This window comes from Streptomyces sp. NPDC002130 (genome assembly GCF_040296465.1).
GTDB lineage: Bacteria > Actinomycetota > Actinomycetes > Streptomycetales > Streptomycetaceae > Streptomyces.
Genome location: NZ_JBEOXI010000226.1, coordinates 1 through 13,425 on the forward strand (window position 1 = coordinate 1; position 13,425 = coordinate 13,425).

Here is a 13,425-nt window from a genome sequence, read left to right on the forward strand (position 1 = left end):
GGTGCTCGATGGTCGAAACGTGGAGCCCGGTGCGCTCAGCGGTGAGATGCCGATTGTTGTGTGCGGCAAAATAGCCATCGGCACCCACCAGCTGGATACGCTCGGTGCAGGACTTCGGCACCTTCTGTTCGAGTCCGTGTACCGCGGAATCGACTGCGTCCTTGGCCATCACGCGGTAGGTCGTGTACTTGCCACCGGCGACCACCGTCAACCCTCGAACCGGACTCGACACCGCGTGCTCACGCGAGAGAGTGCTGGTCGAGTCCGATTCGCCGAACAACAACGGACGCAGTCCCGCGTACACACCGACAACGTCCTCGTGCGTCAACTCGTCCTGGAGCAGCTTGTTGACATGTCCGAGGATGTAGTCGATATCGCTTCGGCTCGCTGCCGGATGCGCGAGGTCGAGGTTCCAGTCGGTGTCCGTCGTACCGATGATCCAGTGGCTTCCCCACGGGATCACGAACAGCAGACTCTTCTCGGTCCGCGTGATGATTCCGGTAGAGGAGTTGATGCGGTTTCGCGGGACGACCAGGTGCACACCTTTCGAAGCGCGAACCTGGAATTGCCCTCGCCCACCGACCATTTCCTGGATCTCGTCGGTCCAGACCCCGGCGGCGTTGATGACCTGGCGAGCAGCGGTCCGCCGGACGGGTTGATCGTGGTGGCGTCGGTCAGGCCGATCGCTTCCTTCAAGATCACGCCGGTGCCCAGCAGGCCCAGCAGGGTCTGCAGGGCGAGCGCGGTCGCCGCCGAGGCGAGGACGACCAGGGCGCCGATGCCGCTCAGGGCCCAGAAGTGACCGTCGAGTGCGCCGAACACCGGCCCCACGACGGCCGCTCCGGCGATTCCGGACACGACCGCGTACAACGCGAGCACGGCGAGGCGGATCAGGGTGCGCTGCCGGTTGGCAGGGCGTGAACCCGCCGCCATCCCCATGATCGTGGCCGTCAGATAGCCGCCGATCACCCAGCCCACCACCAGGTAGAAGGACGTCATGCCTCGCCCGTCGCCGGCGTTCGGGGGCCGGATGTCGGAGACGGTGATCTGCCGTTTTTGTGCCGTCTCGATCTTCTGGGCGATCTGTGTGGCGGTCTGCGACACCGACGGCCCGCCCGCCGAGGCGACCAGGAGGGTGTCCTTGGTACCGGCCGCGTCGAAAAGGAAGGCGACGTCCGACTTCCTCGTGAGCACCCACTGCCGGGCCGTCTCGGTGCTCGGCGCCGCCGTCGCCTTGACCGGGTCGTCGGACAGGCCGTTGAGCTGCGAGACGATCTTCGCGGAGGCCTGTTGCGGAGCGACGACCGCCACGGTTATCCGGTGGGGTGTGGGCGAGTGGAAGGCCCCGACATAGGAGACGATGAAGGCGAGCTGGACGAGCAGGCCGCCGAGCACGAGCCCGAAGGCCCGGAGCGTGACGGCGTCCTTGAACTCTGCTGCGAAAACAGGCGACTTGGCGTCGCGCTCGGTCGGCGATACGCCCGACGGCGGGCTGGAGGGTGCTTTCACGGGCGAATGATCGCACATGGACATGAATGCCTTACTCCGCTTACGCCGGTTCGCTGGCGATCGGTGATGCACTCGTCCGCGCAGTCCCTTGTTCAGACTCCCGCCTTTGCCCGTCGCTACCCGAACAGGCGCCGCTGGATCTCCCGCCGGTAGTCCTCCAGCGTCCTGTCGAGGTGCACTGCCGTGGCCTCGGCCGCCTCGTCCGGCCGGCCGTCGCGGATGGCCCGGTAGATGGCCTCGTGCTCCTCCACCGCGGCCGCGGTTCCGTCACCGAACGTGTCGTGGATCCCGATGGCGCTGGACTGCCGCTGCAGGCGCCGCGCGTCACGCACGGCGCTGACCAGGAAGGTGTTGTGCGAGGCCGCGGCCACACCGGTGTGGAAGTCGTCGTCCGCCTGGTTGAACACATCGACCTGACCATGGACGAACCCGTGCCTGCACTGCTGCATCGCGACTTCGATGGTCCGCAGCTCGGCGGGCGTGGCACGGGTGGCCGCCAGGCTGCTGGCGGCCATCTCCTGCACCCTGCGGAACTCGAACAGCATCAGGACGTGATCGATGTCGACGGGTCGGAAGAAGCCGCCCCAGCGGCTGGTGACGAGCATGCCCTCGTCGTCCGCGACGAACAGTCCGCGCCCCTTGTGCGCCTTGACCCGGCCGAGGGCCGACAGGATCTTCACGGCCTCCCGCACGACCGCCCTGCTGGTGTTCAGCGTCTGGGCGAGGTCGTTCTCCGTCGGCAGCCGGTCGCCCGGCGTCAGGCGCGCCTCGGCGATGAACTCGAGGATCCGCTCGGCCACCACTTCGTAGCCGGGCCGGTAGTCACGCCGCTCCTCCTCCGAGCCGTTCACCGCCGCGGCAGCAGTGGTGGGGGCCTGCGCGGGCAGGGCCACTTCGGTCGCGGGCGTGTCGTTCATCTGTCATGCCTCCGGGTGACTGCGACGACAGCGACTGATCGCTGTTGAGCCGCGCTCATCGTACCCTCAGCCAACAATGAGTCGTACTCATTTGGCAACGGCCCAAGGAGTAAAGGTTGATGCATAATTGGCATGCATGTGACTAAATAGGGACACAATTACCTCAGATCGCCGGGGTAGCGCTTTGAGATTGGGCAAACAGAGCTGCACACACTCTTGACTGTCTGCTGGATAGGGCGCCTAATTTCATCCGCGACGGCAGTGAGAGAGCAGTCGTCGCCCCATCCCCGCGCCGCCTTCCCGATCTGCTTCGGGGCGCCCGCACACCAAGTGGAGTCGTTCATGACCCTCAACGAGTCTTCGGCCGGCCAGGAAAGAGTGCCCAGCAAGAGACGTTCGGCGTTGCTGGCAGGCTGCGCGGCCACCGTGCTCATGACCGTGGCCGCCTGCGGTGGCGGCGGCACCGCGAGCACGACCGAGAAGGACGGCTTCGCCCAAGCGCCCCAGAAGGACGGCGCGTTGACCGTCTGGGTGGACGCGACCCGGCTGGCCGCCGCGAAGCAGTACCAGCAGCTGCACCCGGACGTGAAGCTGAGCATCGTCAGCTACGACGGAAACGCCAACGGGTCGAACTACCTCCAGACGAAGGTCCAGCTCTTCAACCGCACGAAGAAGGGCTGGCCGGACGTCGTCTTCAGCTCCCAGAACAACGAGGTCACCTGGGCGGTCGACGCGGGTTTCGCCGCGCCGCTCAACAAGGGGCTGATCCCGGAAGGGACCCTGGGGAACTTCGCCAAGGGCGCCAACGACGTCTGTACGGTCAACGGCACGCTCTACTGCCTGCGCAACGACCTCTCCCAGGCGGTGCTCTGGTACAACGCGCCGCTGATGAAGAAGTTCGGCTACACGGTACCGACGACCTGGGAGGAGTACCAGAAGCTCGGCGAGAAGGTCGCCAAGGACCACCCCGGCTACCTGGTGGGTGACGCGGGCGACTCCTTCACGCCCGAGATCTACCTCTGGGCGAGCAAGTGCGGCGCCAACCACATCACCGGCCCCAAGGCCGTGTCGGTGAACACCACCAGCGAGGCCTGCACCAAGATGGCCAAGCTCATGGACGTACTCATCAAGAACAAGTCCATGTCCATCAGTGGGGTGTTCAGCACCGACTTCACCAAGAACAAGGCCGACAAGGTCCTGCTCATGCCCGGTCCGGCCTGGTTCGGCGGCGCGGTGTTCAAGGACGGCCTCAAGACCCCGGCGAAGCAGATCGGAGTGGCCCCCATACCCCAGTGGAAGGGCGACACCGCCACGTCCACGGGCAACGTCGGCGGCGGCACCTGGCTGCTCTCCCAGCACTCCGCTCACCTCAAGGCGGCCACCGACTTCCTGAAGTGGGTCACCACCGACAACGCCTACCAGGGCGAGAAGGCACCCGGCTTCCCGGCCTACGCGCCCGCGGCCGAGAACTGGCTGAAGGCCCAGGACGCCTCCGGCTACTTCAGCGGTGACCTCGGCGCGCTCAAGGACGCCTCCGGACAGGTCTGGCCGGGCTGGGGCTCGGGGAAGTTCAGCCAGGAGGCGATCTGGGCGGCCACCGTCAAGCCCGGCCTGACCCAGGGCAAGAGCATCGTCTCGATGCTGCCGGCCTGGCAGGACTCCATCGTCAAGTACGCCCAGTCCGACGGATACAAGGTCTCCCAGTGACCCTGACCCTCTCCTCGGCCGGCTCTGCCCATCGGCGCCGTCGCGGCCCGGCCCGGCAGAGCCGGGCCGGCGCGGCGTTCGTCGCCGCCTACGTGATCCTGCTGATCGCCTTCGGCATCCTTCCGACCGGCTACGCCATCTACTTCGCCTTCACCGACGCCGGGGGCACCTTCACCGGCTTCGCCAACTTCGTCACCACGGCACAGGACTTCCGGTTCCTCGACGCCGTGAGTCACGTCGCGGTCTACCTCGTACTTTGGCTCGTCTCGCTGGTGGTCTTCGTGGTCGGCCTGGCGCTGCTGCTGCACCGCCTGGCCTCCGGCAAGACCGGGCAGGCGCTGCGGTTCCTCTACTACATCCCCGGAGCGCTCGCCGGCGCCGCGAGCGTGCTGGTGTGGCTGTTCATGCTCGATCCGACGGTGAGCCCGGTCAGTCCGCTCCTGAGTGCTCTGGGCTTTCACACCTTCGGCGAGGTTATCGCGCCCGGCAACCTGGCACTGCTGTTCACGATCATCGCGTTCTGGACCGGTGCCGGCGGCTGGATCGTCGTCATGTACGGGGCGCTCAACAACATCCCCAAGGACGTCATGGAAGCCGCGCGCATCGACGGTGCGAACGCATGGCAGATCGCCTGGCGGGTGCAGATCCCGATGCTTCGCAAGTGGATCGTGTACATGGTGATCCTGGCCTTCGCGGGCGGCGCCCAGCTGTTCGTCGAGCCGCAGTTGCTCTCGCTCGCCAGTGTCGGCGTGGCCGGACGGGACTACTCGCTCAATCAGCTGACGTACGACTTCGCCTTCCAGATGAACAACATCAACGGCGCCGCCGCCGTGTCGGTGGAGCTCCTGGTCGTCAGTGTGTCGGCCGCCGCCCTCTTCGTCGCACGGTCGGGATTCTTCGATGCCGATTAAGACCTCTCCCAGTCCGGTCGCCGCGCCCCGCACGGAGCGGGGACCCGAGGCCGTGAGCCTTTCCCGGCACCGGACCTCGCGGCAACGCCGGCGGTCCGCACGGCACCTGCCGTCCCGGTTGCTGGCCGCCTCCGTACTCGCCGTGTTCGTCGTGTTCTTCGTGCTGCCGGTGCTCTGGCTCATCCTCGCGGCGACCAAGACCGACCAGCAGCTGGTCCACGACAGCCCGCTCTCCATCGGCTCCTGGCACACGCTCAAGGCCAACTGGGACGCCCTCACGGCGTACCAGGACAACGCCATCCTGCTGTGGCTGCGCAACTCGGCGCTCTACGCGGTGATTTCGCTGGTCATCACGCTCTGCGTGGCCGTGCCCGCTGGCTACGCCCTGGCGATGACCGAGTTCCGGGGCCGGCGCGCGCTGCTGATCTCGACGCTGGTCGTGATGCTCATGCCGAACGCCACGCTGGTGGTGCCGCTGTTCCTGGAGATCAACGCGGTGGGCCTGATCGGCACGATGTGGTCGATCATCCTGCCGTACTCCTTCTACCCGTTCGGCGTCTATCTGACCTACATCTACTTCACCACCGCCGTACCGAAGGACCTGCTGGCGGCGGCGCGGATGGACGGCTGCTCCGAGTTCGGTGTCTTCCGCCTCGTGGCACTGCCGCTGGCGACGCCGGTCATCGCGCTCGTGGGTTTCTTCAGCTTCGTCGCCAACTGGACGAACTACTTCCTGCCGTACGTGATGCTCCCCGAGAGTGACCAGATGCCCGTCCAGGTGGGCGTCGGCAACCTGCTGAGCAGTGTGCCGTCGTTCAACCCGACGGTCGGCTCGCTCGCCATCGAGCGCCCGCAGCTGGCTCTGGCGACCTTGGTGGCCATCACACCGGTGCTCGTCGTCTTCCTCTTCGCCCAGCGTTTCCTGGTGAGCGGAATGCTCGCCGGAGCCACCAAGGAATGACGCCCGCGCCGTCACCCCGAACGGAGAACCCCCGCATGCCACTCAGCTCTGCCGACCACGATTCGGGGGAGGAAGCCCAGGCCTCCGGCCACCCGGCTCCCCCGCCCGAAGTCCGGGCCGGGGTACCGCTGCTCGAACCACCCGGCTGGGCCACGGCACAGCGTGCGCTGTTCGACCTGCTCGACCACGCCTGGCGCCGTTTCGCCCGCGACTTCACCGGCCCGGACGGACGGCTGAAGTACAACGACCGGCTCACCACCCGTGACGGTGTGGACGACTTCTACGAGGTGTTCTTCAACTGGCCCCAGCTGTACCTCCTCGGCGGCGCCGACGATCTGCTGCCCGCCAGTGAGAAGCACTGGGAGGGCGTGACCCGGCAGCTCACCGAACTGGACATGCTGCGCGACGAGTACGAGCGCGGCTACGACTGGTTCCACCAGGGCGAAAGCCTGCTGCTGCTGTACTTCCTGTGCATGGCCGCCCCCGACCGCTGGTCCGAGCGCGCGCTGCGCTTCGCCGAGCTGTACGTCGACCCGGCCAAGGGCAACTACGACCCCCAGCACCGCATCATCACCCGCCCGCACAACGGCAGCGACCCGGACCGGTCGGGCCTGTTCGACGGGGACGTCTACCCCTGGTTGCCGAAGGAAGCGGAGACGTACGGCTTTCCGCTCGACTGGATCCCCGAGGCGGACGGCGGCCCGTTCCCGCTCTCCGAGGATCCGCGTCTCGGCGCGCAGATGCGGGACCGGATGGGCGTCGGCGACACCGCGGTCAACCTCGCCGCGGCCGGGCTGGTCCTCAACGCCTGGATCCTGTCGGGCGAGGAGCGCTACCGCGACTGGATCGTCGAGTACGTGGGTGCGTGGCGGGAACGGACCCGGGCGAACGAGGGACTCATCCCGGACAACGCCGGCCCGGACGGCGAGGTCGGCAGTCTGCTGGAGGGGCGCTGGTACGGCGGCCACTACGGCTGGTCCTGGCCGCACGGCTGGCACAGCGTGGGTCACGCGGCGTGTGTGGCGGCGCTGGCGGCGGCGACGGTCACCGGGGACGACGACTACCTCTCCATGGTCGCGACGTCGCTCGACGCCCTCATCGGCCGTGGCAAGGTCATGCCCCACACCGAGGCGGACTCGAGTCTGCCCTCCAAGTGGGCGGTCGAGCTCGGTCCGGACGTCACGACGCCGACGCTCCATCTGCCCTTCCGTCACAACGACTCGGGCTGGTTCGACTACAACCCGGTCACCGCGCCGGTGCCGGTGGCCCTGTGGCACCACACGGCCTCCGACACCGACCGCGCCCGGCTGGAGGGGCTGCGCGAGGCCGACGGCATCGACTGGCGTACCGTCCGGCCGTTCCGTGCCAAGGAGGAGTCCGGGCACGAGAAGGCGTGGTTCGCGTTCCTCGCCGGCGACGACCCCGACTACCCCGAGCGCATCCTCGCCACCGCCCAGGCCCAGATCCGCCACCGCCTGCGGCGCATCGACCGCTACCGCGACCTGGACGTGCCCGAGGCCGACATCCACGTGTGGCAGCTGTGCAACCCCGTCGCCACCGAGGCCCTCGTGCAGCTGACGTGGGGCGGCCCGCAGGTGCTGTACCAGGGCGGCCTGCAGCAGGCCAGGCTGCGCTACCACGACGCCGACGCCCGCCGCGCCGGCCTGCCGCCCGACGTGGCCGCCCTGGTCACGTCCATCGAGCCCGAGGCGACCACCGTCGAACTGGTCAACCTCGCCCCCGAAGCGGACCGCACGGTCATCGTGCAGGCCGGCGCCTTCGCCGAGCACACCATCACCGCGGTCCGGTACACGACCTGCACGGACGACGGCTGGATCGGTGACATGTACGACTACGGGCACTCGGAACCGGTGGTCACCGAGGCAGAGCAGTCCTGCGACAGCGCCTTCCTGACGGTGCACCTGCCCGCCTCCACCCGCGTCCGGCTCACTCTCCGGCTCCGGCTGCGCACCAACACCCCCAGCTACCGGACGCCCTTCACCCCCCAGGAGGGTGCGTGATGAAACGCATCGCCCAGACCATCAGGCTCCGGCCCGAACACCGGCAGGAGTACCTCGAACTCCACTCCGCCGTCTGGCCCGGAGTCGAGGCCGCCCTGCGCCAGGCGCAGATCCGCAACTACAGCATCTTCCTCCACGGTGACGCACTGTTCGCCTACTTCGAGTACCACGGCGAGGACTTCGAGGCCGACATGGCGGAACTCGAGGCCGACCCCGAGACCCAGGAGTGGTGGAAGCTCACCGACCCCTGCCAGGAGCCCTGGCCGGACCGGGGCGACTCACGGCAGTGGACGGTGTTGCCGGAAATCTGGCATCTGAGCCCGGAGGGGGACCCGCAGTGACCGCAGCCCCCGCACTCGTCGACGCCCACCACCACCTGTGGGACCTCGACCGGCGCCCGCAGCCCTGGCTCGACGACCCCGCCGTGACGTCGATCCGCCGTACCTTCACCCCCGGCGATCTGCGCGCCACCGCCACTCACCTGATCGCGGGCCGGCGGCTGCACAGCACGGTCGTGGTGCAGTGCATCGCGGACGTGCCCGAGACCGAGGACCTGCTCGCGCTGGCCGCGCGGGAGCCGCTGATCGGGGCCGTGGTCGGTTGGGCGGATCTGACGTCCCCGGCGATCGGTGAGGTGCTCGACCGCCTGAGCGCAGGGCCGGGCGGCACCTATCTGCGCTCGCTGCGCCACCTCGTCCAGGGCGAGACGGACCCTGGATGGCTGCAGCGGCCCGATGTGGAGCGTGGCCTGGCGGCACTCCGGGACCGCGGGCTCGGCTACGACGTGCTCGTCCGCAGCCACCAGCTCGACCAGGCGATCCGGCTGGCCGAACGGTTCCCGGACCTGCCCCAGGTGCTCGACCACGCGGGAAAGCCGCCCATCGCCGCGCGTGACCTGGCCGACTGGGAACGCGGGGTGCGCCGGCTGGCCGGTCATCCCCACGTGGTGTGCAAGGTGTCGGGGCTGATCACCGAGGCCGACCACGCCAGTTGGACGACCGCCGACATCCGGCCCGTCTGGGACGTCCTGCTCGACTCCTTCGGCCCCGACCGGCTGATGTTCGGCTCGGACTGGCCGGTCGCGAACCTCGCGGGCGGCTGGAACCGCTGGGCCGCCACCGTCGACGAACTGCTCGACGGCTGTACCGAGAACGAGATCCAGTCCGTCCTGTCCGGCACCGCGACCGCCTTCTACCGCCTTGTGCCCGCCCCCGAAGGGGGCGACGCCACGGCCCGCACCACGAGGGAGGACGGTTGACCCCTTCCCACCGTCCGCCTTCCTCCCCCGAGGAGCACGTGGTGCGCCGGCGGACCATAGGTAACACCTCGGTCGCCGTGACCGAACTGGGCTTCGGGGCTTCGGTGATCGGCAACCTCTACCGGGTGACTCCCGCCCAGGACGCGTCGGCCGCCGTCGACGCGGCCTGGGACGCGGGCATCCGGTACTTCGACACCGCGCCGCACTACGGCCTCGGCCTCTCCGAGCGCCGTCTGGGCGCCGCCCTGCGTGCCCGGCCGCGCGGGGCCTACGTCGTCTCCTCCAAGGTGGGCCGGCTCCTCGTCCCCAACGAACGGCCCCGAGGAGTCGACGACGAGGGCTTCGTGGTGCGCGACGACCTGCGCCGGCAGTGGGACTTCAGCCGCGACGGCGTCCTGCGCTCCATCGACGACACCCTGGAGCGCACCGGCTTGGACCGGCTGGACGTCGTCTACCTCCACGACCCCGACTCGCACTGGCGGCAGGCCGCCGACGAGGCCATGCCCGTCCTCGCCGACCTGCGCGACCAGGGCGTGATCGGGGCCATCGGGGCCGGCATGAACCAGTCCGCCCTGCTCGCCCGCTTCCTGCGCGAGACCGCCGCCGACGTCGTCATGCTCGCCGGGCGCTACACCCTGCTCGACCAGTCCGCGCTGGACGACGTGCTGCCCGCCGCGCGGGAGCACGGCAAGAGCGTCGTCGCGGTCGGCGTGTTCAACTCCGGACTGCTCTCCCTCGACCGGCCCGCCGAAGGCATGAAGTACGACTACCGGGACGCACCGCCGGACCTGGTCCGCCGGGCGCTGGCCATCGCCGAGGTGTGCGAGCGGCACGGCACCACTCTGCCCGCCGCCGCCATCGCCTTCCCGTACACGCACCCCGGCGTCGTCAACGTCACGCTGGGCATGCGGACTCCGGAGCAGGTCCGCCGGAACGCCGCACTCCATCGAAGTGCCGTTCCCGCGGCACTCTGGGACGACCTCCGGCGCCAGGGGCTCATCAGGCCCGACGTCCCCCTCGCGGCGGACGAGCCGTTACGCCGGCCCTGACCCCCCGTCGCTCCGCCTCCGTCGTGAGGTGAGCCCACAGTCGTGCCCCGGCCTTCGAGGCACTCAGAGCCGAACCCGCTGAAGATCCGAGCCAACCGCGCCGAGGACCCACCGAGGACATACAGGGAGCCGCCGTATGTACGCCCACCCGATCGTTCGCACCAGAGGGAGGGACAGACGATGAAGCATGTCATCCCCTCCGTTCGCATGTTGTCAGCAGGCGTCGCGGTGGCGGTCTCCGCCACACTGTTGACGTCCCTCACCATGCCGACCCCGGCCTCGGCCGCCACCCAGGCGACGTACTACGTCGCTCCTGACGGCAGCGACTCCAACGCCGGGACGGTCTCGGCGCCGTTCAAGACCCTGCAGCACGCACGGGACGTCGTGCGCACGGTCAACGACAACATGACCGGAGACATCAACGTCTATCTCCGCGGCGGCACGTACCCGGTGAGCAGCACCATCGGCTTCACCTCGGCCGACTCCGGGACGAACGGGCACCGTATCGCGTACGCCGCCTACCCGGGCGAGAAGCCGGTCCTGGAGGGAGGCGTCCAGGTGTCCGGCTGGACCCAGCACAGTGGGAACATCTGGAAGGCCACCCTCAACCGGGACAACAAGCTCCGCGCTCTCTACGTCAACGGCAAGCGCGCCGAGATGGCCTCGAAGACGATCAACTCGGCCGGATGTTACGCCACCTACACGATCCCGCAGCAACCGTGGGCCTGGGAGTACGACAACAAGTCGGAGTGCGACGGGTCCAAGTACAGCCTCTCCGACCTGCCCGCCATCGCGTCCAACCAGGACGACGTGGAGATCAAGACGACGTGGACCTGGACCACCGCGATCATCGGCGTCAGACAGATCACCACCAGCTCGGACGGCGCCAACCGCGTGGCCATGTACCAGCAGCCGGGCGCGGCCATCGCCCAGGGGCCGCCGAACGGGAACTTCAACCCCAGCGGCAGCCACACGTTCATGAACGCGTACGAGTTCCTGAACCAGCCGGGTGAGTTCTACTTCGACAAGACCGACCACGAGCTGTACTACTACAAGTCCAGCTCCGAGGACATGACCACGGCGAAGGTCTTCGCTCCGAACAACGTGTCCACCATCCTCAAGATCGCCGGCACGTCCAGGACCGATCACGCGAAGAACATCACGTTCTCCGGTCTCACGGTCGAGCACTCCGACTGGAACCTGACCAAGGTGGGGGACTCCGTCTTCCGGCAGGGCCAGCAGGGCAACGCCAGCGCGAACGTGTACACGACGGGCAACTTCCACGTCTACACCTACCGCAACGTCGACCTGCCGCCGGCGATGATCCAGATCGAGAACGCCGACGGGATCGTCCTGCAGCGGAACACGGTGCAGCACACCGGCGCGGACGGCATCACGATGGCCAACGACGTGACGGACTCGCAGGTGACCGGTAACTTCACCAATGACATAGCCGGCTCCGCCCTCACCGTAGGACACCCCCAGCACGTGTACATCGGGGACTACACCTCGACCAACCACGAGAAGTACCCGGTGGCCGTCGAGGGCGTCTGCAAGAACATCACCGTCACGAACAACTACCTCTACGACAGCGCGGTCCTGTTCGAGGGCTCCAGCCCCGTGTCGGCCTACTTCGCCGACACCCTGTCCGTGCAGCACAACCGCATCGAGAAAGCGCCGTGGGCGGGCATCACGCTCGGCTGGGGATGGTGGAACTTCGACGGTTCGCAGGGCTCCGTCAACGAGGGGAACCCGACCACCACGGCGAAGAACAACAGCGTCAAGTACAACGAGCTCATCGACACCATGCAGACGCTCAGCGACGCCGCTCCCATCTACACGCTGGGCAACCAGCCGGGCACCGAGATCAGCAACAACTACCTCCAGGGCGTGCCGGCCGGGCACAAGTACGGAATCCACCCCGATGAAGGCTCGGCCAACATCAACGAGCACGACAACGTCCTCGACATCGACCCGGACGTCAAGTACGCCATCAACTCCGGCACTTGGGGCAAGCAGCACGACCTGACCATCACCAACACCTACGGCCCTGTCAACACGATCTTCAGCAAGAACGTACCGGGCAGCAACATCGAGAACGTGCGCGTCCACGCGGACCGCGTATGGCCGTCGCAGGCGTACAGCATCGCGGTGAACGCGGGTCTGGACGACCTCTACAAGGACATCATCCCGTCCGGCAATGTGACGCTTCAGGACTACGCGCTGCCCGCCGGCACGTTCACCGGCAAGGGCGTGATGACCATTCCGGTACGGAGCCCCGGGGACGGGTCCAAGACCCTCTGGCTGGCTCCCGCCGGCACGACGACGTTCACCGCCGGTCCCACCAAGACCAGCGCGAGCGGCACCTCGACGACCATCAGGGTCCCGCAGACGGCGGGTGACTACCGCCTCTACGTCGTGGACGCCCAGGGGAACGCGTCCGCCGCGTCGAAGGCGATCGTGCGGCAGCGCTGGGACCACGTCGACGACAAGGCGGCCGGCGTGACCTACTCCGGCACCTGGTCGAACTGGAACGACACCCAGGACATGAACGGGTCCGAGAAGTTCACGAGCACCGCGGGCAACTACGCCGAGTACTCGTTCACCGGTTCGGGCGTCCGGTACCTCAGCATGACGCAGCCGAACATGGGCAAGGTGGACGTCTACATCGACGGCACCCTCGCCCAGTCGGGCATCGACGCCTATGCCTCGACAGTGACGAAGCAGGTGCCGCTGTTCGAGAAGACGGACCTCGCGGCGGGCCCTCACACGATCAAGGTGGTGTGCACCGGTACGAAGAACGCCGCGTCGTCCGGCACCGTCTGCGCACTGGACGCGTTCGCCTCCATCGCGTTCCCCACCACGAACGCCAACTACAAGGTGCTCAACAAGGGCAGCGCTAAGGCGGTCGATGTCTCGGGTGCTTCCCAGACCGACGGAGCCAACGTCATCCAGTGGACCGACCTCGGAGGCGCGAACCAGAACTGGCGCTTCGTCCCGGTCGGTGACGGCAGCTACGAGATCGTCAGCCGGAACAGTGCCCTGCTATCGAAGATGCTGACGAGGATCTCTTCCTTCGTCTTGAAGTGGTA

At 67.8% G+C, this 13,425-nt stretch carries 9 protein-coding genes and 2 pseudogenes; 8 read left to right on the top strand and 3 right to left on the bottom strand.

Going from position 1 to position 13,425, the window contains the following annotated elements; genetic code table 11:
* The 3 genes and pseudogenes from ABT116_RS32100 to ABT116_RS32110 all read right to left on the bottom strand — a co-directional run.
* Nucleotides 1-637, bottom strand: a pseudogene (locus tag ABT116_RS32100) (FAD-dependent oxidoreductase); the annotation flags it as partial.
* 61 nt (nucleotides 638-698) lie between these two features.
* Nucleotides 699-1,509: pseudogene (locus ABT116_RS32105) on the bottom strand (DUF3533 domain-containing protein); the annotation flags it as partial.
* Nucleotides 1,510-1,625: 116 nt separating this feature from the next.
* The gene (locus tag ABT116_RS32110) at nucleotides 1,626-2,426 is read right to left on the bottom strand and encodes a FadR/GntR family transcriptional regulator (protein WP_351640957.1); all 801 of its coding nucleotides are present in this window, start codon (nucleotides 2,424-2,426) and stop codon (nucleotides 1,626-1,628) included.
* A 342-nt stretch (nucleotides 2,427-2,768) separates the two neighbouring features.
* Between ABT116_RS32110 and ABT116_RS32115 the strand changes: the two genes are divergently transcribed.
* The 8 genes from ABT116_RS32115 to ABT116_RS32150 all read left to right on the top strand — a co-directional run.
* Nucleotides 2,769-4,133 carry an ABC transporter substrate-binding protein gene (locus tag ABT116_RS32115; protein ID WP_351640959.1) on the top strand — a complete coding sequence of 455 codons (1,365 nt, stop codon included), beginning with the start codon at nucleotides 2,769-2,771 and terminating at the stop codon, nucleotides 4,131-4,133.
* Complete coding sequence (locus ABT116_RS32120) at nucleotides 4,130-5,044, top strand: carbohydrate ABC transporter permease (RefSeq protein ID WP_351640960.1); 915 nt, start codon at nucleotides 4,130-4,132, stop codon at nucleotides 5,042-5,044. The genes ABT116_RS32115 and ABT116_RS32120 overlap by 4 nt, the downstream gene beginning before the upstream one ends.
* A 106-nt stretch (nucleotides 5,045-5,150) precedes the next feature.
* Complete coding sequence (locus ABT116_RS32125; protein ID WP_351640968.1) at nucleotides 5,151-6,005, top strand: carbohydrate ABC transporter permease; 855 nt, start codon at nucleotides 5,151-5,153, stop codon at nucleotides 6,003-6,005.
* A gap of 35 nt (nucleotides 6,006-6,040) precedes the next feature.
* Nucleotides 6,041-8,026 (top strand): DUF8034 domain-containing protein, encoded by a 1,986-nt coding sequence (locus tag ABT116_RS32130; RefSeq protein WP_351640961.1) that lies wholly within the window; start codon nucleotides 6,041-6,043, stop codon nucleotides 8,024-8,026.
* The gene (locus tag ABT116_RS32135; protein ID WP_351640962.1) at nucleotides 8,026-8,367 is read left to right on the top strand and encodes an L-rhamnose mutarotase; all 342 of its coding nucleotides are present in this window, start codon (nucleotides 8,026-8,028) and stop codon (nucleotides 8,365-8,367) included. Before ABT116_RS32130 ends, ABT116_RS32135 begins: the two co-directional genes overlap by 1 nt.
* On the top strand, nucleotides 8,364-9,284 hold the full coding sequence (locus ABT116_RS32140) for an amidohydrolase family protein (protein ID WP_351640963.1): 921 nt from the start codon (nucleotides 8,364-8,366) through the stop codon (nucleotides 9,282-9,284). The genes ABT116_RS32135 and ABT116_RS32140 overlap by 4 nt, the downstream gene beginning before the upstream one ends.
* A 41-nt stretch (nucleotides 9,285-9,325) precedes the next feature.
* Nucleotides 9,326-10,333 (top strand): aldo/keto reductase, encoded by a 1,008-nt coding sequence (locus tag ABT116_RS32145; RefSeq protein ID WP_351640965.1) that lies wholly within the window; start codon nucleotides 9,326-9,328, stop codon nucleotides 10,331-10,333.
* Between the two features lie 180 nt (nucleotides 10,334-10,513).
* The coding region (locus tag ABT116_RS32150) for a right-handed parallel beta-helix repeat-containing protein (protein WP_351640966.1) at nucleotides 10,514-13,425 on the top strand (2,912 nt) is incomplete at its 3' end.